Source organism: Alkanindiges illinoisensis, assembly GCF_004377485.1.
GTDB classification, from domain to species: domain Bacteria; phylum Pseudomonadota; class Gammaproteobacteria; order Pseudomonadales; family Moraxellaceae; genus Alkanindiges; species Alkanindiges illinoisensis_A.
In genome coordinates, this window is the sequence record NZ_SNTY01000003.1 from 36466 (window position 1) to 59404 (window position 22939).

The 22939-nt window shown below is 48.3% G+C and carries 19 protein-coding genes; 9 read left to right on the forward strand and 10 right to left on the reverse strand.

Going from position 1 to position 22939, the window contains the following annotated elements; all coding sequences use genetic code 11:
- The first annotated feature begins 63 nt into the window (after window positions 1-63).
- The 3 genes from E2B99_RS00180 (at window position 64) to E2B99_RS00190 (ending at window position 4651) form a co-directional block, all read left to right on the forward strand.
- Complete coding sequence (locus E2B99_RS00180) at window positions 64-1299, forward strand: lipoprotein-releasing ABC transporter permease subunit (protein WP_134242997.1); 1236 nt, start codon at window positions 64-66, stop codon at window positions 1297-1299.
- Complete coding sequence (gene lolD, locus E2B99_RS00185; protein ID WP_134242998.1) at window positions 1292-2017, forward strand: lipoprotein-releasing ABC transporter ATP-binding protein LolD; 726 nt, start codon at window positions 1292-1294, stop codon at window positions 2015-2017. The genes E2B99_RS00180 and lolD overlap by 8 nt, the downstream gene beginning before the upstream one ends.
- Before the next feature lie 99 nt (window positions 2018-2116).
- The gene (locus E2B99_RS00190; protein WP_166738946.1) at window positions 2117-4651 is read left to right on the forward strand and encodes a DNA internalization-related competence protein ComEC/Rec2; all 2535 of its coding nucleotides are present in this window, start codon (window positions 2117-2119) and stop codon (window positions 4649-4651) included.
- Window positions 4652-4669: 18 nt separating this feature from the next.
- Here E2B99_RS00190 and E2B99_RS00195 read toward each other — a convergent pair whose 3' ends face one another.
- Window positions 4670-5635 carry a lysophospholipid acyltransferase family protein gene (locus tag E2B99_RS00195; protein ID WP_240687671.1) on the reverse strand — a complete coding sequence of 322 codons (966 nt, stop codon included), beginning with the start codon at window positions 5633-5635 and terminating at the stop codon, window positions 4670-4672.
- A gap of 285 nt (window positions 5636-5920) precedes the next feature.
- Here E2B99_RS00195 and sppA point away from each other — a divergent pair, with 285 nt between their 5' ends.
- From sppA to E2B99_RS00210, 3 genes are all read left to right on the forward strand, one after another.
- Window positions 5921-6970, forward strand: a complete 1050-nt coding sequence (gene sppA / locus E2B99_RS00200; RefSeq protein WP_134243000.1) for a signal peptide peptidase SppA — start codon at window positions 5921-5923, stop codon at window positions 6968-6970.
- Window positions 6967-7773: an alpha/beta fold hydrolase gene (locus E2B99_RS00205; protein WP_134243001.1), complete on the forward strand. Its 807-nt coding sequence runs from the start codon at window positions 6967-6969 to the stop codon at window positions 7771-7773. The genes sppA and E2B99_RS00205 overlap by 4 nt, the downstream gene beginning before the upstream one ends.
- A 134-nt stretch (window positions 7774-7907) precedes the next feature.
- Entirely contained in the window at window positions 7908-8351 is a 444-nt protein-coding gene (locus E2B99_RS00210; protein WP_134243002.1) for a hypothetical protein, read from the forward strand.
- A 61-nt stretch (window positions 8352-8412) separates the two neighbouring features.
- On the opposite strand, the gene E2B99_RS00215 is transcribed toward E2B99_RS00210, so the two are convergent.
- The 7 genes from E2B99_RS00215 to E2B99_RS00245 form a co-directional block, all read right to left on the reverse strand.
- Complete coding sequence (locus E2B99_RS00215; RefSeq protein WP_134243003.1) at window positions 8413-10368, reverse strand: acetyl/propionyl/methylcrotonyl-CoA carboxylase subunit alpha; 1956 nt, start codon at window positions 10366-10368, stop codon at window positions 8413-8415.
- A gap of 77 nt (window positions 10369-10445) precedes the next feature.
- Entirely contained in the window at window positions 10446-11261 is an 816-nt protein-coding gene (locus E2B99_RS00220) for an enoyl-CoA hydratase/isomerase family protein (RefSeq protein WP_134243004.1), read from the reverse strand.
- A gap of 18 nt (window positions 11262-11279) precedes the next feature.
- Window positions 11280-12434, reverse strand: coding sequence for an acyl-CoA dehydrogenase family protein (locus tag E2B99_RS00225; RefSeq protein WP_134243005.1), 1155 nt, complete (start codon window positions 12432-12434; stop codon window positions 11280-11282).
- A 50-nt stretch (window positions 12435-12484) separates the two neighbouring features.
- The gene (locus tag E2B99_RS00230; RefSeq protein WP_134243006.1) at window positions 12485-13642 is read right to left on the reverse strand and encodes an acyl-CoA dehydrogenase family protein; all 1158 of its coding nucleotides are present in this window, start codon (window positions 13640-13642) and stop codon (window positions 12485-12487) included.
- Between the two features lie 56 nt (window positions 13643-13698).
- Window positions 13699-15312, reverse strand: a complete 1614-nt coding sequence (locus E2B99_RS00235; RefSeq protein ID WP_134243007.1) for an acyl-CoA carboxylase subunit beta — start codon at window positions 15310-15312, stop codon at window positions 13699-13701.
- On the reverse strand, window positions 15309-16256 hold the full coding sequence (locus tag E2B99_RS00240; RefSeq protein ID WP_134243052.1) for an SDR family oxidoreductase: 948 nt from the start codon (window positions 16254-16256) through the stop codon (window positions 15309-15311). The genes E2B99_RS00235 and E2B99_RS00240 overlap by 4 nt, the downstream gene beginning before the upstream one ends.
- Window positions 16257-16326: 70 nt before the next feature.
- The gene (locus E2B99_RS00245) at window positions 16327-18120 is read right to left on the reverse strand and encodes an acyclic terpene utilization AtuA family protein (RefSeq protein WP_134243053.1); all 1794 of its coding nucleotides are present in this window, start codon (window positions 18118-18120) and stop codon (window positions 16327-16329) included.
- Between the two features lie 232 nt (window positions 18121-18352).
- Between E2B99_RS00245 and E2B99_RS00250 the strand changes: the two genes are divergently transcribed.
- Window positions 18353-18949 carry a TetR/AcrR family transcriptional regulator gene (locus tag E2B99_RS00250; RefSeq protein WP_430981432.1) on the forward strand — a complete coding sequence of 199 codons (597 nt, stop codon included), beginning with the start codon at window positions 18353-18355 and terminating at the stop codon, window positions 18947-18949.
- Between the two features lie 115 nt (window positions 18950-19064).
- On the opposite strand, the gene purN is transcribed toward E2B99_RS00250, so the two are convergent.
- Both purN and purM read right to left on the reverse strand, forming a co-directional pair.
- A complete protein-coding gene (gene purN / locus E2B99_RS00255; RefSeq protein WP_134243054.1) occupies window positions 19065-19724 on the reverse strand; it encodes a phosphoribosylglycinamide formyltransferase in 660 nt (219 codons plus the stop codon).
- Entirely contained in the window at window positions 19724-20794 is a 1071-nt protein-coding gene (purM, locus tag E2B99_RS00260; RefSeq protein ID WP_134243009.1) for a phosphoribosylformylglycinamidine cyclo-ligase, read from the reverse strand. The genes purN and purM overlap by 1 nt, the downstream gene beginning before the upstream one ends.
- 152 nt (window positions 20795-20946) lie before the next feature.
- Between purM and E2B99_RS00265 the strand changes: the two genes are divergently transcribed.
- Window positions 20947-22197, forward strand: coding sequence for an AI-2E family transporter (locus E2B99_RS00265; RefSeq protein ID WP_134243010.1), 1251 nt, complete (start codon window positions 20947-20949; stop codon window positions 22195-22197).
- Window positions 22197-22910 carry a DnaA ATPase domain-containing protein gene (locus tag E2B99_RS00270; protein WP_134243011.1) on the forward strand — a complete coding sequence of 238 codons (714 nt, stop codon included), beginning with the start codon at window positions 22197-22199 and terminating at the stop codon, window positions 22908-22910. The genes E2B99_RS00265 and E2B99_RS00270 overlap by 1 nt, the downstream gene beginning before the upstream one ends.
- Window positions 22911-22939: the final 29 nt, after the last annotated feature.

The window sequence follows — 22939 nt, forward strand, 5'->3', positions numbered from 1 at the left end:
ACGGCGTTCACCTGTGTCTGCTCCCTGCTGTAAATTTTCCATTTTCTTTCCTCGGATGACTATATGTTTAAGCCGATCTCGCTGTTTGTTGGGTTGCGATACACTCGAGCACGGCGGAGCAATCACTTCATTTCTTTTATTGCTTTAGTGTCCATCATTGGCCTAACGCTTGGGGTTGCAGTTTTGATCACTGTTTTGTCCGTGATGAATGGATTTGACCGTGAACTAAAAAACCGCATTTTGGGTATGATACCTCAAGCGACTGTGTCGTCTACAGAAATTTTACCCGAATGGCGACCTTTAGTCGAATTAGCGGATAAACAACAACATGTGGCGGGTTCAGCACCATTTACCCAGTTGCAGGGCATGTTAACCGCGCAGGGGCAGGTTTCCGGTATTCTGGTGAGCGGGATTGATCCAAAGTTTGAGAAAAAGGTCTCCATTGTCCAGAATTACATGACTGCCGGATCACTGGATAATTTAAAAGATGGTGAGTTTGGCATTGTCTTGGGTAAAGGAATGGCCGATGGATTGGGCCTGCGTCTCAATGATAAGGTAACACTGGTATTGCCCGAAGCTTCGCCGTCACCGGCAGGGGTGGTGCCACGCTTTAAACGCTTTACTGTGGTCGGGATTTTTAGCATTGGCGCGGATGTCGATTCCATGATTGGTTATATTGCGCTCAATGACGCGGCCAAGCTGCTGCGCCTGCCGAATGGTGCCCAGGGTATCCGCATGAAACTGGATGATATTTTTGCAGCCCCAGACGTGGCCAGCAAATTGTTAAACCAGTTGCCGCCCAATTACTATGCGTCCAACTGGACAGAAACCCATGGCAACCTGTTTAGCGCCATTCAAATGGAAAAAGCCATGGTCAGCCTGTTGCTGTTTTTGATTGTTCTGGTGGCTGCATTTAATATTGTGTCCTCATTGGTGATGGTCGTGACTGACAAGAAATCCGATATTGCCATTTTACGCACACTGGGTGCATCCCCAGCCACCATTACCCGGATTTTTATGGTGCAAGGCGTAATTATTGGAGCATTTGGTACACTGGCAGGTGCTGCGCTGGGTATTTTGCTGGCCTTAAGTATCAGTGATGTGCTGGGCTGGATTAACACTACCTTTGGTTTGCACTTGTTTGATGCTTATTTTATTAATTATTTGCCATCGTATCTGCGCTGGCAGGATGTGCTGACGGTGGTGTCACTCTCACTGCTGCTCAGCTTTTTGGCCACCATTTATCCGGCACGCCGTGCCGCCCAGATTCAACCGGCAGAGGCGCTACGCTATGAATAATCCGCAACTGCAAAATCAATCATCTCAAAAGCAGGCAACCAATGTGGTGTTGTCGGCACAACGTCTGGGCAAGACTTTTGATGATGGCCGCAACCAGGTTGAGGTGTTGAAGGGTCTGGATTTTTCCATTCACGAAGGCGAGTTTGTGTCGATTATTGGCGCGAGTGGCTCAGGCAAAAGCACTTTGTTGCATATTCTGGGTGGACTGGATTTGCCAACCTCAGGCGAGATTATTCTCAAAGGTCACGCCATGAACCGCTTGAATGAAACCAAGCGCGGTAACCTGCGCAACCAGTATTTGGGCTTTGTTTATCAGTTTCATCATTTGTTGCCTGAATTTGATGCTATTGAAAACGTTAGCATGCCGCTGTTACTGCGTGAAAACAGTACGGTAGAGCAGGCTCAGCAGCGTGCCACTGATTTATTGACTAAGGTTGGACTCAAGCATCGCCTAACCCATAAACCCGGTGAACTGTCTGGTGGCGAGCGCCAGCGGGTGGCACTGGCCCGGGCGCTGGTAACTAGTCCGGCAGTGGTGCTGGCTGATGAACCCACAGGTAATCTGGATCGTCGCACGGCACTGGACATTATGGATTTGCTAAAAGACTTGCGTAGCGAGCTGAACATGGCGATGCTGATTGTGACGCATGATGATCAGTTGGCGCATTCGGCAGACCGTATTTTGCACATGCAGGATGGCTTGTGGGTTAATCCTTAAAATCCCTTATAAAACTTAAAGCCTTGCTTGCGAATCCAAAGCGTGAGCAAGGCTTTTACATGCAATAAAAAATAAGAAATTTTAGAGTAATAACAAGTGATGATGATATTGCTGGGCTTTATTGCCGGCGTAATAACGATTGGCTATCACAATATTTTTTCTGGCTTACTGCCGGTTTCTGGCTGGCTATCAAGCGGCTTTTTATTTCTGCTGATGATAGTGGTGTTGACACGGGTTACTGTGCGGCATTACCTGATTTTGCATCCTGTGATTTATACCATGAGCAGTGTGGCCTTATTTGGTCTGGCTTTCATATTCGGTACAGGTTATGCGCACTGGCAACTTAATCATGCCTTGCAGCAACGCCTAAGCGAGCCAGTTGAGCAAACTGCCCTTGTGCGTGTGGTTGGGATTAGCGATGGCGTAGGAGAAGATTGGCGCCAAGTGGTTGAAACTGTTGCAGTAGAGAATCGGTCACAGTCAGGGCAACCGTCACAGGCAAGATGGTTGCTGTACGGCGCATTTGACTGGAATAAGCACCAATCGGTTACGCCACCAGACATGCAGCCGGGGCAATTATGGCAAGTTCGGGTCAAATTGAAACCAGCACACAGTAATGCATCACCGGGTGCATTTGATGTGGAAAGGTGGCTGTTGCAGCAGCATATTACTGCCACGGGAACCGTTCAGACAGCGCAGCAATTAACCCCACAGCAGCTTCAGCAATTACAATTAAAGCCTGAGTCATTGTTACAGCAGCTACAAAATACGCTACAGCGCGAGCGATTGCGCATTCGCCAGCATTTTATGCAGTGGGATGCTAACCCAAGCCACACTGCTAAAAATGCTGTTGCTGAAAGCCCTGTAGATAAAAATCATACTGTTAAGAACAATACGGCCAAAGGCGTACTGTTGGGCCTGCTGACTGGTGATCGTGGCCTGATTGATGCAGACACCACCTTGCTTTACCAACAAATGGGCATTAGTCACCTGCTGGCAATTTCCGGCCCGCATGTAATTCTGGCCGCGCTGATGATCACGTGGTTGCTGCAAAAACTGCTTGACCGTTTCCCGGCAGTGTATTTAAAAGCAGAACGCCGCCGCTGGTTATTACCGGTTTTTATGCTGGTTGTGGTGCTATATGCAGGCCTTGCCGGATTTGATATTCCAGCGCAGCGCACGGTACTCATGGTTGGTCTGGCTGCGGGGTTATTATGGTTTCGTCAGCGCTGGAGCCGCACGTGCATTTTACTGATGTCAGCAAGTATTTTACTGTTGCTTGATCCATTGGCAATCTTGTCCGCAGCATTCTGGTTGTCGTTTGGTGCGGTGGCGATTTTACTCAGTATGAATGTGCCACAACCGGGTCAACATGAAACCAGCGTTTCGCAGGGCACATTAAAACAGTGGCAAATAAAAGTAATGCAGTTTGTGCAGTTGCAATGGCGACTGTTTGTATTGCTGTCCCCGCTGGTGTTACTGAGCTTTGCGAAAATTTCATGGCTGGCGCCGCTGGTCAATCTGGTGGCTATTCCCTTATTAAGCGCAGTGGTATTGCCGGTTAATTTACTGGCCTATGCGGTTTTCTGGCTGTCGCCTGCGCTTGCTGATGTGATCTGGTCAGTAGCGCTAAGGCTGCTTGATGTATTTCATGCTGGGTTAGCGTGCTTAGCGTATTATTTTCCTAATGCGTTGCAACCTTTTTATTTAAATTCGCTACAGCTTATGGCCCTGTTTGCCATGTTAGGGCTTTTAGTGTTGCCCAGGGGAATCATTCCGCGCTGGTGGTTTGCCTTTTTAATCATTCCGGTTTGTTATCCGGCGTGGCCTGTCGCTCCCCTCACAGTTCAGGTGCTGGATGTGGGGCAGGGCTTGAGCGTGATCGTAAAAACCCGACACCATGCCATGCTGGTGGACACAGGCGCAAAGATTGGCAATAGCAATATGGGGAATAAAGTGGTGATTCCTGCCTTGCAGGCACAGGGCATTCACCGGCTGGATAAACTCATGCTCACTCATCTGGACAGTGATCATAGTGGTGGTGCGCCAGCCATATTGCAGCAACTGGCTGTTAGCCAGCTCACCAGCAGTGAAACATTTGCGCCGTATCCCACTTATCTGTGTGAAGCCGGACAAAGCTGGCAATGGGATGGCGTGCAGTTTCGTGTGCTGTCACCCTTACCGGCCCATTTTCGGGCTACCGGGAAAATTGCAAATTCAAAAAATGAAAAGTCCTGTGTGCTCATGGTTGAGGTGCCAGCACAGGCTGATATTCCGGCACAGCGTGTGCTGATTATGGGAGATGCCGGGCTTTACACCGAGTTTTTATTGCAGCAGCAGACCATTCCATTACAGGCCGATTTATTAATTTTGGGGCATCATGGCAGCCAGCACAGCAGTTCCAGCCCATTCCTGGCCAGTGTACATCCGCAGCGTGCAGTGGTTTCTGCAGGCTATCTCAACCGGTATGGTCATCCAAAGCCAATTGTACTGGCACGCCTGAATGAGCAAGGTATAGCCGTTGATTCTACGATTGATAGTGGCACACTCACGTATGTGCTGGGTCAGCAGAAATACCTCAAGCCCCAGCGCTACCGTGATAAAAATCTATGGTTGCAACGGATTTATGATTAATGAATCTTTTATTAAAAACTAATCTTTGTTGATAAATGCCTGCCGTGCGCTGGCAATGGCAGGTGCAACCTGATTTTCTGGCACATAGTAAATATTTTCAAGCTGTGGATTGGCCTTAAAGCGCTTATAGCTCCAGTGATAATGTTCCGGATGGCGCCGAATTAATTGTTCAATGCTATGGTTAAGGGCATTTACTGATTGCTGTAAATCCGGGCTGGAAATATCACGATCTACCGGCTCAATCACGATGGAAAAACCACCCTGTTCCGGTAGGCGAATACAGGACAGTTGCAACACATGGCAGCGGGTTTTTTGTGCCAGCCGCGAAACCAGTGTGCTGGTCAATACCGGACAACCAAAAAATGGTGAATAAATACCGCCAGTGGTTTCAGGCGTGTGATCAGGCAAAATGGCAGTGACGCCCCCTTGCTTGAGTGCCCGGAATATCTGCCGTACCCCGCTTTCATCAGTAGGCACCAGCGTAGCACGTAGCCGACTGCGGGCGGTCAGGACGAACTGGTCCAACGCCTGATTCTGGCTGGGTTTATACATGATCACAATGTCAGTGAACTGATTTAGCCAGGCATTCATGATTTCCCAACTGCCCAGATGCGGCACCACCAGAATCAGCCCCTGTTTGCTGGCAATGGCATCCAGTAGCAATTGTTGACCTTGTACCTGATGAATATGACCAATACTAAATTGCGGTGGACTGCCCCAGATTTTGACAAACTCCAGCATGGACTGGAATTGGGCCTGAACCGATTTTTTTGCCAGTTGATGACGCTGTTCCGGCTCTAATTCAGGAAATACAATTTGCAGGTTACGGCTAACGGTTTTAAGTGCTTTTGCTGATGGCATAGTGATCATCAGCGTTGCCACCAGACGGGCCAGCCATTGCAGCAGCCTTAGCGGTAGCTTGCTAAATATTGCCAGCGTACGACTCAAGCCAGAAACAGCCGGGGGATGATCCTGAATCATCATATATTGAGATTAGCCATATTTTAAGGTAAGGGTAAGCTGCTATTGTAGACACTCTTGGCCAAAACCTTCAGCAAAAGTTTTAACGCTTTTGCTGTTGAAACAAAGCAATTTGCTCCCTAGGATTAATGCGCTATGATTTGGCACAGAGATACTGGCAAAACTGGCTGGCCCTAAACCTTTGGCGAAGCTGGTTTCCAAAAAAGATCTGTCCGTTTTTTAAAAGCAAAATAGCACCGGTCAACAGTTCGCAATTTTTGCATAAAACCATTTTATAAGGTTATTTTCATGTCCGATTGGCCACCAAAACCAGATTCTTCCCATACCCCACGTCCACAAGACCCACGTTCACCAGATCATCATTCCGCAGTAACCCAGGGCGACGCCTTGCAGGTTCTGGAAAAAGCAGTTCTGGCATCCGTTCAGGAACAGCGTCGCGCCCGCCGCTGGAGCATTTTTTTCAAGCTGCTGGCGTTTGGCTATGTGTTGCTGCTGTTTATCATCATGGGACGCGGTTGCAGCACGCATGAAGGTGGGGCAGTCTCTGTTGGCAGTACTTCACCGCATCTGGCTGTGGTTGATATTGATGGCACGATTGGTTCTGGTTCCAACGATGTGAACAGTGAAGATGTTTCCGAAGCACTGGAAAAGGCATTTGAGGCAAGTGGTAGCAAGGCTATTGCATTAAAAATCAACTCCCCCGGTGGTTCACCTGTTCAATCCGATGAAATCTGGCAGGAAATCAAACGACTGCGTGCTGAACATAAAGACAAGAAAGTGTATGCGGTGATTGGCGACATGGGTGCTTCCGGGGCCTATTATATTGCGTCTGCTGCTGATGAGATTTATGTGAATCCATCTAGTCTGGTGGGTTCTATTGGCGTGATTATGCCCAACTATGGCGTGTCGGAACTGGCGCGCAAGATTGGTGTAGAAGACCGCACCATGACAGCCGGGGCGCATAAGGCCATTTTAAGCCCAACCCAGCCAGTAAATCCTGAGGAGCGGGCACATATCCAGAACCTGCTCAATAATGTGCATGGACATTTTATTGCAGCGGTAAAAGCGGGCCGTGGCAAGCGCTTAAAAGAAAATCCAGATATGTTTAGTGGCTTGTTCTGGACGGGTGAGCAGGCGATTGCTTTGGGTCTGGCTGATCATAACGGCAATGTCAGTTCGCTGGCCCGTGAATTAAAACTGGATAAAACCGTTGAATACACGCTGCCTGCCAATCCACTGGAAAGCCTGCTAGGACGCATGGGTACTTCAATTGGACAGGGAATTGGGATGTCTGTTCAGCAACGGCTAGAGAGCCAGCAAACTGCGGAGCTTCGATGAAACCCCTGATTCACTTTGCCCATGCCAATGGGATTCCTTCAAAGGTGTATAGCAAGTTTTTTGACGCTCTGGCTGATGAATACGATGTGGTGTATTTGCCGGAAATTGGGACTGATCCCAAGTATCCGATTTCCAATCACTGGACGCATCTGGTCACACAGGTGATTGACAGTATTGAACGGCAGGCGCAAGGCAGGCCTGTGATTGCCATGGGGCATTCACTGGGTGGGCTACTGAGTTTTATGGCAGCCTATCGTCGTCCTGAGCTGTTTCAGCAACTGATTATGCTGGACCCGCCACTGATTAATGGTTTTCCATCCTTTGGTATTCATCTGGCCAAGCTGTTTAACCAGAAGTATGTGGACAAACTCACGCCTGCCGGGATTTCCATTAATCGCCGTGATCACTGGGACAGCCGGGAAGAAGCTGCGGCTAAACTCAGGTCACGCGGATTTTTTGCCAACTTTGATCCACAGTGTTTTGATGATTATATCCGCTACGGCCTGACCGATGATCCGATCCGGGGCGGTGTCACCCTAAGCATTCCCAAAATGGCAGAAGTGGAAATTTTTCGTACCAATCCATCGCTATTCTGGTTTAAGCCGCGCCGCGCGCCCAAAATACCCGTCAAGCTGGTAGTGGGTCAAAGCAGCCAGTTTTTACAGCGGGGTTTTCCACAGCGGGTGAAACGGCTGCTGGGTATTGAATATATCATTACCGAAGGCGGCCACATGTTTCCGCTGGAACATCCCGAGCAGGTGGCCCGTTTAGTCAAGCAATTGATTGTCGAGCAGCAAAAGTAGCTTAAGTTAGTAGTTGATTTAGTGCTGGGTGAAGGTGATTTATCCAGCCTATCTTTATCATTAAAATAAGTTTTGTCTACTTTTAGATCAAATAAAAACTAGCCTTTTCTGATCAAAGAGTTCTAGGTGTTTATATGAATATAGATTATGAAAGTATTTCACAATCGGCTTTTGATAAGTTGCATTTATGGCTAAATGCTGTTGCGAGTGAAGAGAACTATCATCGTTGGGTAAAAGATGGGAGAATTCGAATCGTTGATATTTGGGATGTTTTTACTAAAGTTCCATTTATGTATGTTTTTGACTGGAAGGACAATATCGAAGATTGTATTGATGAAATTCAGGAAGAAATACCGGTTTTTGCGGTACCACAAAATCCAAACCTAGAATATTTGGATTTTAATGATTTAGAGAAAATTCTCTCAAATTATAATCAAACGCAAAATGAGCGAAGAGTATTACTTTTTGGTGAATCTTGGCATGATAGTGATGGGGTCATGCTGATTATCGTAAATACTGAAATAGCAGAAAAAATAGTAAATAATGATGAATTAGCACCACTATTTACTATAATTTAAATATATCTAGCGGTTTTCCAAATATACTTACAAGGTAAAGAAAACTTATTTAGTATTAAGATTACTCTATAGAAATTTCAATCTTTAGCAGCACCTGACGTTTCTTCACTTGCTGGCCAACTTGTCCCATAATCTCGGTAACCACGCCATCCACATCAGCCTTGATTTGCTGCTGAATTTTCATGGCTTCCAGAATCAGCAAGGTTTGGCCCTTGCTGACGCTATCACCTGCATTCACCAGTACATTGACAATCGCCCCATCCATCGGTGCACGAATTTGCCCGTCACCTGCGGTATCGGCACTGGCAGGCGGTGCATAGGTAGTATGCTGAATGATCAGGTTGCCATTGCCGCGATCTAAGGAAAGCGTATCACCTTGTTGCACATAGGTCACACTGCGGCGTATCCCTTGCCAGATATAAGTCAGCAGGTTTTCTTGCTGATGTAATATTTGCAAGGTGGCCTGTTGCTCATTCCAGCTTACATGCAAGCCATCATTTTTTGCCAAGATTTGTATGGTATAAGTTTGCTCACCCATTTGCAGCTTGATGACTCGTGGCAAATCCAGTGCACTTTGCCAAACCTGATTATTTTCATCATCTGAACTGGCATACAATGCCGCTGTAATCGCCAGTGATTCAAAGTCCGCATTCACCGGATGAAGACTCACATCTTCACTAAAATGCTGGGCAATAAATGCCGTACTGGTATTGCCCGCAACCAGCTCAGGATGGCGTAACAGGTTGACTAAAAAATGTTTGTTGCTATTTACCCCCAGCAGCACAGAATCTTCCACCGCGCGGGCCAGCAGGCGCACGGCATCCTCACGGGTTTTGCCATAGGCAATGATTTTGGCAATCATCGGGTCATAATACGGGCTGACTTCGCCTTGTTGCGTCATGCCATGATCAATCCGCACATTGGGCAAGTCTGCTGGTTGCCAAAACAGCACAGGACCAGTTTGTGGTAAAAACTGCTGACTTGGGTCTTCGGCATACAGGCGCACTTCAATGGCGTGGCCGTTAAGTTGCAACTGATCTTGCTCTAAGGGCAACAGCTCACCATTGGCGACGCGGAGTTGCCATTCCACCAGATCCAGCCCGGTAATTAGTTCAGTGACCGCATGCTCAACCTGCAAGCGGGTATTCATTTCCAGAAAGTAGAAATTGCCATTACTATCCAGCAGGAATTCAACGGTACCGGCACCCACATAGTTGCACGATTTGGCAGCAGCTACCGCAGCTTCACCCATACGCTGGCGCAAATCATTGGTCATGACCGGGCAGGGCGCTTCTTCAACCACTTTCTGGTGGCGGCGCTGAATCGAGCAATCACGCTCAAACAGATACACCACATTGCCATGCGTATCGCCAAATACCTGAACTTCCACATGGCGCGGCGCAATCACCGCACGCTCCAGAATCAGCTCGCCAGAACCAAAGGCATTCTCAGCTTCGGAACGGGCAGTTGCCAGTGCAGCAGGTAGCTCATCTGCATTTTCGACCAGACGCATGCCACGACCACCACCGCCTGCCGAGGCTTTTACCATTAAGGGAAAGCCGATTTTTTGGCCTTGTTCTGCTAAATGCTCCAGCGACTGTTCACCGCCTTCATAACCGGGAATGCAAGGCACGCCCGCTTCAATCATGGCAATTTTGGACAGGCGTTTGCTGCCCATTAGTTCAATGGCATGTGGTGTTGGGCCAATAAAGGTAATGCCAGCCTGTTGGCACGCCTGCGCAAATCCGGAGTTTTCTGACAAAAAACCATAGCCTGGATGAATGGCATCTGCGCCAGTGAGCTTGGCCGCATTCAGAATGTTTTCAATGTTCAGGTAGGATTCACTGACCTTGGATTCGCCAATGCAAACGGCTTCGTCAGCAAACTGTACGTGCAGCGCATTGGCATCAGCTTTGGAATAAACGGCTACAGTCTGGTAGCCCAATGCTTTCGCAGGGCGCATCACACGGACTGCAATTTCACCACGGTTGGCGACTAAAACTTTGGAGAATGCCATGCGGCCTCCCATTTCAATAAAAGATCAGATAAAAAGTTAAATAAAAAACATTAAAAATAATGGTTACTTGAATGGGTTTAATCAGCCCACTTTGGTAAGCGTTTCTGGATAAATGCCATGGTGCCCTCGGTACCTTCATCGCTACTTACGGCAGCAGCAAACTGTATGGCTGCCTGATCCAGTGTCGTGCTCAGATCACTGACCTGCGTACTGTTGTGCAGCAGGGCTTTGGTCACACGGCTGGCATTGGGCGCAGTACGGCGGATGTGCTGTAAAGTGGTGCTTAGCGCCTCATTCAAGGCCTCATCACTGCTAAACACCTCATGCACAATACCAATGCGTGCAGCTTCCTGACCATCAAAGCGATTACCCAGCAAGGCCAAACGACGGGCTTGTGTCAGGCCAATGCGTTGCACCACAAACGGGGCAATTTGCGCTGGGATCACACCAAGGCCAGTTTCCGGCAAACCGAATTGTGCATTATTACGGCACAGTGCAATATCAGACACACAAGCCAAGCCAAAACCACCACCCAGCACCGCGCCTTCCAGTACCGCAACTACGACTTGCGGCGCATGGTTGACCTGTTCGATTAGGGTGCCAAACGCACGGTTAAAACGAATATAGCCGTCATGGTTGCCAGCAGTCATGGCTTCGCTGCGCAGGGCGGCCATGTCCTTAATGTCGCCTCCGGCACAAAAATGCCCACCAGCACCACGTAACACCACAGCACGAATAGTTAAATCATCTTGAATGGCATTAAATACGCTGACCAGTTCCCGCAACATGGTTTCGCTCATGGCATTGCGCAGTTCCGGGCGGTTTAATGTGACATGCAATACTGCACCGTCTTGCTGGAGTAACAGGGTTTGTGGGTTTTCGATTCCAAACATATTTTTTTTCCTAAAAATTTAACGCTTGGCCGGAGCGATTTGCATAAGCTTGCAGATAATGCCGAGCATGATTTCATCAGCGCCACCACCAATTGAAATCAGCCGACCATCACGATACAACTGCGCGGCCGGGTTATCCCACATAAAACCCATGCCGCCCCAGTATTGCAGGCAGCTATCAGCAACCTCTCGGGTTAAACGTCCGGCTTTGAGCTTGGCCATGGATGCCAGTTTGCTCACATCCTCTCCGGCCAGCATGGCTTCACAGGCTTGATAGGTGAGGGCGCGCAGGGCTTCAATTTCAGTCTGCAATTCGGCAAAGCGAAAATGAATAACCTGATTGTGAATGAGCGGTTGGCCAAAAGTTTTGCGTTGCTGACAGTACTCAATGGTTTTTTCCAGACAGTATTCCATGGCGCCCAGTGCATTGGCCGCCAGCCACAGGCGTTCTTCCTGGAATTGCATCATTTGCATGCGAAAACCTGCGCCTTCTTCGCCAATCAGATAACGCTGCGGCACCCGTACATTGTCCAGAAAGATTTGCGCGGTCTGGCTGGAACGCATACCCAATTTATTTAAAGGTTCAGAAAAACTAATACCGGGTGTTTTGGTGGGAACCACAATCAATGACTTATTGCGATGTGGCGCATCATCCGAAGTATTGGCTAGCAAACACAGAAAATCTGCTTGCAAGGAGTTGGTAATCCACATCTTGCTGCCATTAATGATGTAATCATCACCGTCTTTTTTAGCAGTGGTTTTAATGGCCGCCACATCAGAACCCGCATGCGGCTCGGACACCGCAATCGAGCCAACAAGATCACCTGCAATGGCAGGCACCAGAAATTCCTGCTTGATTTCTTCACTGCCAAAACGGGCAAGGGCTGGTGTACACATATCGGTTTGCACACCAATTGCCAAAGGTACGCCGCCACATACCATACCGCCCAATGCTTCGGTGACCACCAGATTGTAGGAATAATCCAGCCCCAGACCGCCATATTGCTCAGGCTTGCAAATCCCCAGCAGGCCAAGGTCACCCATTTTCTTAAACACGTCATGCATGGGAAACTGGCCTTCGCGTTCCCATTGTTCCGCGTAAGGATTCAGCTCATTTTGCACAAACTGCAAGGTAGTACGTTTTAAGGCGTCATGTTCTGCGGTGAATCGCATGCTTGTGCTCCTTGCACTGGCTTTTGAGATTGCGGCTTTTTAGGTTCCAGTTATTTTTGTTTTTTCGGCAAAATGTCCATCAGCTTGCAGATAATGCCCAGCATGATTTCATCAGCACCACCGCCAATTGAACCTAGACGGCCATCACGATACAACTGCGAGGCCGGGTTATCCCACATAAAACCCATGCCGCCCCAGTATTGCAGGCAGCTATCAGCAACCTCTCGGGTTAAACGTCCGGCTTTGAGCTTGGCCATGGATGCCAGCTTGGTTACGTTTTCACCAGCAATATGCGCTTCGCAAGCCTGATAGGTGAGGGCACGCAAAGCTTCTACTTCGGTTTGTAACTCAGCCATGCGGAAATGCACTGACTGGTTGTTAATGAGCGGCTGGCCAAAGGTACTACGTTCTTTGCAGTATTCAATGGTTTGCTCAATCAAATGATCCAGTCCCCCAATCGCATTGGCCGCTGCCCACAGGCGTTCTTCCTGAAACTGCATCATTTGCATCATAAAACCCATGCCTTCCACACCCACCAGATTGCGCTGTGGTACACGTACATTGTCAAAAAACACCTGTGCGGTGGTGGTGGAGCGCATACCCAGCTTGTTTAATGGCTCGGAAAAACTGATGCCCGGCGTTTTGGCAGGCACGATAATCATGGACTTGTTAATGTGCGGCTTATCATCAGAGGTATTGGCCAGCAAGCAAAAAAAGTCAGCTTGCAGTGAGTTGGTGATCCACATTTTTGTGCCATTGATCACATAGTCATCACCATCTTTTTTGGCAGTGGTTTTAATGGCCGCCACGTCTGAACCAGCATGCGGTTCGGATACCGCAATGGCAGCCACATAGTCACCCGTAATGGCTTTGGTTAAAAACTCATCGCGCAACTCGGCGCTACCAAAGCGGGCAAGGGCCGGGGTTGCCATGTCAGTTTGCACACCAATTGCCAAAGGCACACCACCGCACGCTGCACGGCCCAGTTCTTCAGCCACCACCAGATTGTAGGAATAATCCAGTCCTAAACCACCATTTTCAGTGGGCTTGCAAATGCCTAGCAAGCCAAGGTCGCCCATTTTTTTAAAGACTTCATGAATAGGAAAGCGTCCTGCTTCTTCCCACTCGGGAATGTACGGATTTAATTCTTTTTCAACAAACTGGCGGGCGCTGCGGCGTAAGGCATCATGTTCCGGGCTAAATTTCATTTGAATGTCCTTTAAGAATTTCTTTAATTGATCTGGTAAAAATGGTTTGGATCAGGCTAGAGCCGTGCAACACCAAAACTGCTGGTGGTTAATTGACGCTGTTCAGCCTCATCAATGGTTTGCAGTAAAAAGACCAACAGGCGGCGTGTGTCGCGTGGGTCAATCAGGCCATCATCATGCAAACGGGCAGAGTTAAACAATGCACCACTTTGCTGTTCCAGCTTGGCAGCCGTACCTTGTTCCAGAAAATCCAGCACTTGCGGGTTAGGCTCCTGACCGGCCTGACGCTGCTTTTCTTCGGTCACAATACGCAATACCTTGCCAGCCTGTGCGCCCCCCATCACAGCCGTACGTGAATTAGGCCATGCAAAAATAAAGCGCGGCGATAAGCCACGGCCAGACATGGCATAATTTCCTGCACCATAAGAGCCGCCCACCACAATGGAAATACGCGGTACACGGGCATTGGCCACCGCCTGAATCAGTTTGGAGCCATGCTTGATAATGCCACTTTGTTCAGCGTCTGTTCCCACAATAAAACCAGTGGTGTTGTGCAGGAAAATCAGTGGGCGCTGGGTCTGGTCACACAGCTGGATAAACTGGGCAGTTTTCACGGCGCCTTGTGGGGTAATGGGGCCGTTATTGGTAATAATACCAATGGTTTTGCCGCCAATTTTTGCCCAGCCACATACAGTGAGTGCGTCAAACTCCTGCTTGAATTCCAGAAAATCGGAATCATCCACCAAACGGGCAATCACTTCCTTCATGTCAAACGGCTGCTTAGGATCAGCCGGAATCAGACCCAGAACATCGTCAATGGGATAACGTGGCTCCAGATAATTGTCGGTATTTGTTACAACCTGTTCTTTCCAGTTCAGCATGGCAACCACATCACGCGCCATACGAAGGCCATCCGCATCGTTTTCGGCCAGATATTCAGCTGTCCCTGCAATTTGCGCATGAATTTCTGCGCCGCCCAGTTCTTCACTGGTGGCAATTTCACCGGTGGCAGCACGCAATAGTGGCGGGCCAGCCAGAAACATTTCGGTTTGCTTACGCACGGCGATCACGTAATCGGATAAGCCTGGCTGATAAGCACCACCTGCCGTGGCATTACCATGCACCACTGAAATTTGTGGAATACCGGCAGCGGACAAACGTGCCTGATTGGCAAAGGTCTTGCCACCCGGAATAAAGACTTCTGCGGCATAGTTCAGGTTGGCACCACCACTTTCAGTCAGGGTAATCACCGGCAGTTTGTTTTCCAGTGCAATTTCCTGTAGGCGCAGGGTTTTTTGCACGCCCATCGGTGACATGGTGCCGCCTTTAATGGCGCTATTGGCAGCACTAATCAGGCAACGCACGCCCTGTACAAACCCAATGCCGGAAATCACACCACCGCCAGCATCGGAACCATCCTTGTCATCAAACATCTGGTAGCCAACAAAGCCACACAGCTCGACAAAAGGTGAGCCTGCATCCAGCAATAGCTTGATACGTTCATGCGGCAGGATCTTGCCACGTTTGTCAAACTTGGGCTTGGCCTCAAACGATTTATCTAGCACCTTTTGCTGTACCGCCCGCATCTCGTCAATCGCCTTTTGCATGGCCGTACGGTTGGTCGCAAAGCTGGAACTATTGGCATCCAGCTCACTGATTAAAATGCTCATGCCTGTCTTTCCTGTGTCTGGTTTTCCTGTGTCTGGAGATCTTGAGTTGGGTTTTCTTCTGGATTGCCGGGTTCTTCTTGAGATTTCAGCACATCAGGGATAAAGGCACGATGAAATCCATTATAGGAATGGCTATTTTTGGCATCAGACAAGGGATACATCCGTGTGCCCAGTGAGGCAGCCCCATCAATCCGCAAGGTTACACCTGATACAAAAGCAGCGGCTTCAGACAGCAGATAGCAAATCGCTGAGGACACTTCGGATTCCGTACCCATACGCTTGAGCGGAACATTGCCTGCAAGGCTTGGAATCACAAATTTGGCAAAATCACCCTGATAGGTATCCATGCCGGATGACATAATCCAGCCGGGAGAAACCGCATTGACGCGCACACCGGATTTGCCCCATTCCACTGAGGCGGTTTTGGTCAGGTTATCCACGCCGGAACGGGCAGCCCCAGAGTGTCCCATGCCGGGCATGCCACCCCACATATCGGCAGTCATGTTCACGATAGAACCGCCGTGTTTTTTCATATACTGGTTATAGGCTTCACGCATCATCAGGAAGGTGCCGTGCAGGTTGTTGCGAATGACGGCATCAAATCCATTGTAGGAAATATCTTCCAGAGAAGAGGGAAATTGCCCGCCTGCGTTATTGACCAGGCCATCCAGTTTGCCAAACTGTTCAATCACTTTGGTAAAGGTATCCTTAACCTGAGTTTCGTCGCGGATATCACAAATCAGCCCAATGGCCTTACCACCATCTTCGGTAATTTCACGTACCACGCTATCCAGTTTTTCCGGTTTACGGCCAGTAATGATGACCTGGGCGCCAAGACTGGCCAGTTCATGGGCCGTTGCGCGGCCAATCCCTGAGCCACCGCCTGTAACCATAATGACTTTGTCCAAAAAAGCATCATGGCGAAAAATTGAGTGATACGACATCATGATTTCCTAAAAGAGATTTTTCGTAATAAAAGTTTTGGCACTAAAGTGTTAAATGAGCCATTAAATTTCAGGCTAAAAGTGTAGCCGGAATCTTGACAGGCATATCCAGCAACTGCTGGCCAAATGCCTTGCCCTGCGGGTCAATACGCAAACTGGCAATACCACCACCGCCCAGTGCATTTTTTAATAAAAAGTTCAGCGCATAAAAGCCGGGCAGCTCAAAACGGATCACTGTACTGTTGGTATCATCCAGCACATGCGCCATGTACTCTGCCACGGCCTGTTCAGTCAGCGAGGCACGAATCCACGGCAAATATTGTGCTTTACGTGCAATCACACCAATATTGGAATGATTACCTTTGTCGCCACTACGCGCATAAGCCAGTTGAATAAGTGGTACTTCGGTTAAATCACTTGCTGCATCAAGATTTGCCATTTCACCACTGGCTAATGGCTCAGTTAGCTGCGTAGGTTGGCCAGTAACGCTAATAGGAGTACGCTCACCGTTGAATTCAATCTCAACCGGAACCTGATCTTTATCAATTAAAAATGAAAACAGTTTAACCACAGGGGACGCTTTTGGACGGCCACCGACAATGCCAGTAATGCCGGGCGCCATGCCAGTTGCCGCTTGTGCAATTTCAGAGGCAAAAAACAGGCAGGCTTCCTTAAAGGGATGGGTCACTGCTATTTTAACCACCACTTCCCGGGCATCCTGATAGCGTGCATGCGGGCCATAAGTGGTTTCTGTCCCTAAAATTTCTACCGAAGTGGAGCTAAAGCCGGGCACACTACGCATGGCCAAAACACGCTGACATTTTTCCAGGATGGCTTGAGCAACGGCTTCACCTTTGGCTTTGGCATCGCGTCCGCCCAGCATAAAGCTGACCAATACCCGAAAACCATCGGCATAAGTTGCACTCACCTTATACTGATGGGTTGGGGCACGGCCCAGCGCACCCGTCACCTGTACCCGATTGTCGCCAACTTGCTCAAGTTGCACATGACTAAAATCAGCAACCACATCAGGCAGCAAATAAGACTGCGGGTCACCAATTTCATAAACAATTTGTTCACTAACCGTTGCAGTGCTCACTAGCCCGCCTGTACCTTCTGGTTTGGTCACCACAAAGCTGCCATCGCTACTGACTTCCACAATCGGGAAGCCCATATTGGAGTAACCATCTTTGACCAAATGCCAGTCGGTAAAGTTACCGCCGGTACATTGTGCGCCGCATTCAATCACATGGCCTGCCAATGAGCCTTGTGCCAATAGGTTATAGTCGGTGGTTTGCCAGCCAAATTCATGCATCAATGGGCCAAGCACCACAGCAGAATCCACCACACGCCCGGTAATCACAATATCAGCACCCTGATCCAGCGCAGCCTGAATCGGTGTTGCGCCCAGATAAGCATTGATACTGGCAATGCTACTGGGCAACGGCTCACCCGTTTGCATTTCACCAATGCCTGCGGCCTGTAATTCTTTTTGTTTGGCCATCAGGTCGTCACCCAGCACCACGGCAACTTTTAAGTCCAGGTCAGCATCAGCAATCAGCTTGTTCAAGGCATCACGGCACGCAACCGGATTCACACCGCCCGCATTACTAATCACCTTAATATTTTTCTTGGCAATGGTTTTAAGCAGGGGTGCCATAACACGAGTCACAAAATCAGTGGCATAACCCAGATTTGCGTCTTTTATCCGCGCATTGGCCATAATGGACATGGTAATTTCAGATAAATAATCAAATACCAGATAGTTAATATCACTCAGGTGTACCAACTGAAACGCAGCAGTGTTGGTATCGCCCCAAAAGCCTGAAGCACAACCAATTTTTACAATTTTATTCTGATCCATATCTTTGTTATGTACCGGGTTGCTCATCTGCCTAACTCAATGTACCATTTGTTTTGCAACCATACCAAGCAAGCGCTAGGTTTGTGATTGTTAAAATGTATCATTTTGGTGGCACAAAATGGTCAGTCCAGCAAAAAAGCGGTCTGGTACTTCTGGGTAAAACACTAAACTGATAATGGTTTAGGTGACAAAAGCTTTATTTAAACATTAACGGTTGAAACCAATGCTTGAAATGAAAAGTCTGGAACAATTGCCACAAATGGGCGGGCTGGATGACAGTCCCCGTGGCCGGGTGATGCGTGCTGCAGCGTACCTGTTCCGGGAAAATGGCTATGCTTCCACTACGGTTCGGGAGCTGGCACAGGTGGTGGGCATTCAGTCCGGCAGCCTGTTTCATCACTTTAAAAGCAAAGACGATATCCTGCTGGCCGTGATGGAAGAAGCGATTCGTTACAATACGGCACGTCTTGAACAGGCAGTGGCGCAAAACACAGACACACTCAAGCAGATTCGGGCCTTGATCCGTGCTGAGCTGGAATCGATTAATGGTGACACAGGAACAGCAATGGCTGTGCTAGTGTTTGAGTGGGATGCCTTGTCAACAGACCGGCAGGATTACTTGCTCAATATGCGCAAGTACTATGAACAAATCTGGTTAGATGTATTGGAACGTGCGCAGCAGGAAGGTTTAATCAAACATCCCCCATTTATCTGGCGGCGTTTAATTGGTGGGGCAATTTCATGGACAGTCACATGGTACAAGCCGGAAGGCCGTATGACGCTAGATCAGTTGACTAATATTATTCTGCAAATGGGAAAGGCTGAATAAGCAGCCGTAAAAAAGAAGTTCCAAAACTAAAAATGCCGTCTGCATTGATCAGAGCTGGCATTCACTGATAGAAAATCTGCGTTTCAGGTTAGCTAAATGGTACTAACACCAAGCGTTATTTTACACAGCGCATAAGCCGTTCATGCATAAAGCGTACGGGTTCAACTAAAGGCTGCCCATCCAGATAAGCCTGATTCCCCAGTAATGCCACACGTCCCGCCGCGATCCAGCTCATAATACGTGGGTATAACTCGTGTTCCAGCACATGAATCTTGGTTTTTAAGCTTTCTACAGTATCCTGTGGACATACCTGCAATACAGACTGCGCAATAGCTGCGCCAGAATCCAGCTCTGCGGTTACAAAATGCACAGTGCAGCCATGAAAACGATCACCGGTATTCAATACACGCTGATGGGTATTTAAACCCTTATAGGCAGGCAATAATGACGGGTGAATGTTAATCAGCTGGCCACTAAAGCGATTGACAAAATTGGCTGTCAGTACCCGCATAAAACCAGCCAGCACAATCACATCAACCTGCCAGTTAAGCAGCACAGCAATCATTTCGGCTTCAAAACTATCACGGTCGGCGTACTGGCGATGGTCTATCACCAGTGCACGGATACCAGCATCTTTGGCGCGTTGCAGGGCATAGGCATCCGGTATATTGGAAATAACCCCGACCAACTCTGCCTGAATGCGACCCTGCTGAACCGCATCAATCATTGCCTGAAGATTACTTCCATTCCCAGAAGCTAAAACTGCAAATCTAATCACGCCAGAATTACTCTCACTTGGTCGTCTGCATCAGTGGTTGACTGTGCATCTGCTTCAATTTTACCAATCACCCAGGCCGTTTCACCAGCAGCCTGCAATTGTGCCAGCGCTTGTTCACTGTCTGCTTCACTGACAGCAATCACCATGCCGACGCCACAGTTAAAAGTGCGATACATTTCATAAGTATCCACATTGCCCTGTAGTTGCAGGAACTTGAACAGGGCAGGCCATTGCCATGAAGCAGTGTCAATGCGGGCACGCGTACCGTTTGGTAGCACACGCGGCAAATTACCGGGCAAACCACCCCCAGTAATATGGGCCATGGCATGAATATCAACCTGCTTGGCGAGTTCTAAAATAGACTTGACGTAAATTTTTGTTGGCGTCATCACCACATCGCCAAGCTTTTTGCCATCAATATCCTGATCCAGGGAAATATTTTTAACATCAATGATTTTACGGATTAATGAATAACCATTGGAGTGTGCACCACTTGACGCTACACCAATTAGCACATCACCAGCCTGTACCTTGCTGCCATCAATAATCTTTGAGTGTTCAACCACACCCACGCAAAAACCGGCCAGATCATAATCTTCGCCTTCGTACATGCCGGGCATTTCAGCTGTTTCACCACCCACCAGCGCACAGCCAGCCTGTACACAGCCTTCACCGATACCAGTTACAACATCGGCTGCCACATCAACATTTAAGTGACCAGTCGCATAGTAATCAAGGAAAAATAACGGCTCGGCGCCACATACCAGCAAATCATTCACGCACATGGCCACCAGATCAATACCAATGGTGTCATGCTTGTTCAAGGCCAAAGCCAGCTTTAACTTGGTGCCCACACCATCAGTACCCGACACCAGCACAGGCTCTTCATAGCCTTTTGGAATTTTGCATAGTGCACCAAAACCACCAAGGCCGCCCATTACTTCAGGGCGCATGGTACGTTTGGCGACGGACTTAATCCGGTCAACCAGATGATCTCCAGCTTCGATGTCGACGCCAGCATCTTTGTAGCTTAAACTGGTGGTTTGGGGTGAAGATGATATGGTCATAAGATTAAGTCTCCGCGTAGGGGGCAGATTATAGCGCGAATAAACGAAACGACTATGGTATTTCGACGATAAAATGCTTATGTTTGGCAAATCAAAAGCAAAATATTGCAAAACTGGCCTGTTTCCTGGCAATGCCAGAGGGTAATTCAAACATGCAAGACCCCGTATTAAAAAGAATATTTATATTGGCTGCACTGGTACTGGCCGGTTTTATTGTTTACCTGCTGATGCCAGTGATTGCACCTTTTATTGCGGCCTTCTTCTTGGCCTATCTCATTAATCCACTGGTTGCGCGCATGGCAAGATACAACATGCCGCGCTGGCTCACCATCAGTATTGTTTTTCTGGGGATTATTGTCGGAGTAGGCGTGGGCACCTGGTATCTGGCACCCATGCTGTGGCAACAGTTGCGCTATGCTCTGGACAATGTTCCTGCTGCAATTACATGGGTGAATAACAACGCATTACCCTGGCTTGAGCATAATTTCAATCTTGATTTAGAGCGGGTCAATACCGATGAGTTGTCTGCAGCCATCATGGATTATGTGCAAACCAATTATAGCGCTAATAGTGTGCAGCAAATGGTTTACCGGATTGCCCAGTCCGGTTTAAGTATTATTCATGTTGGCGGCCTATTGGTATTGATTCCAATCATTGCATTTTATTTTTTGCTGGACTGGAACAACATGATCCGCCGGCTGCAACTATTGATTCCCCGTCATTATGAGCCTACTGTTGTCCAGATCACCCGTGAATGTCATGCAGTACTGGGTGCATTTGTTAAGGGACAATTGCTGGTCATGCTGCTGCTGGGCATTGTCTACGCAGTCGGCCTGCAATTGATTGGCATTGAGGTAGGACTGATCATTGGATTGGTGGCTGGCTTGTGCAGTATTATTCCTTATCTGGGTTTTGCCATTGGTATTATTGCTGCAATTGCTGCTGCGCTATTGCAATACGGCCTGGACTGGGTTCAGCTTTTGCTGGTTCTGGTGGTATTCATGATTGGGCAGGCCATTGAAGGTTATGTGCTCCAGCCCTTCTTGCTGGGTGATAAAATTGGCTTATCGCCCGTCGCTGTAGTATTTGCAGTACTTGCTGGTGCCCAGTTATATGGTTTTATCGGCATGCTGGTTGCCTTGCCAGTTGCTGCGGTTCTGGTGGTTTTATTGCGTCATGCGTATCAAACCTATGAAGGCAGCGTGTTTTATATGGGCTATCGGCAGCCAGACAGCGTAAAGCTTCCAACTTCTGGAAATGAGCTTTCAGAAATCAGGGTCAATGAGCATGAGGTAGAAACTCATCTGACACTACAGGAGGATGCTCCCGAGTTAGGCTTGCAAACCTCATCATTGAACCCATTATCAAAACCTTCATCAGAGCATGGAAATCACGGTTTATAATGCGGCAAATCAGTTTAGATATTGAACCTCATCTGGATGCCCAGATCAGTGATTTTGAAGGGCCGGGCTGGAAGCCAGTCATCGATACCGCCCGGCAAATGCATTTAGGTCTACTTAACCGATTTTATTTGTATGGCGAAGCCGGGACTGGGAAGTCCCATGTACTCACTGCCATTTGTGAATCCTATCTGGACATGCAGCGTAGTGCCATTAAGGTATCCCTGCTGGATCTACTGGATGCCCCAATTGATGCCATTACCTCGCTGGAAAATTATGACCTGGTTGCGCTGGATGACATTGAAACCATTAGCGGTGTGATCCACTGGCAGCGTGCTATTTTTCATTTGATTAATTCTAGTGGAGAAGGGGGCGGCCAGCTTATCTTTTCATCACGCTTGGCACCTACCGAACTCAGGTTTGAATTGCCTGATTTGCAGTCACGTCTGACACAGGCCGTTAGTCTTAAGGTACCTGACGGCAGCAATATTGCAGACCGCAAGGCACTGGTTGAAGCAGTATTAAAACGTCGTGGCCTGATTTTTGATGGGCAGATTATTGATTATTTAATTCATCATGGGCCACATAAATCAGCTGCATTACTAAAAACAATTGAGCAACTGGATGCGCTGCTGCATGGTGATCGTAGGAAGCTTGCCAACAGCACCCGCAGGCAGATTTATGCCTTAATTGATGAGTACAATAAAACTGTCTGAAAGTAAACGGGACATTAATAAAAAGCTTG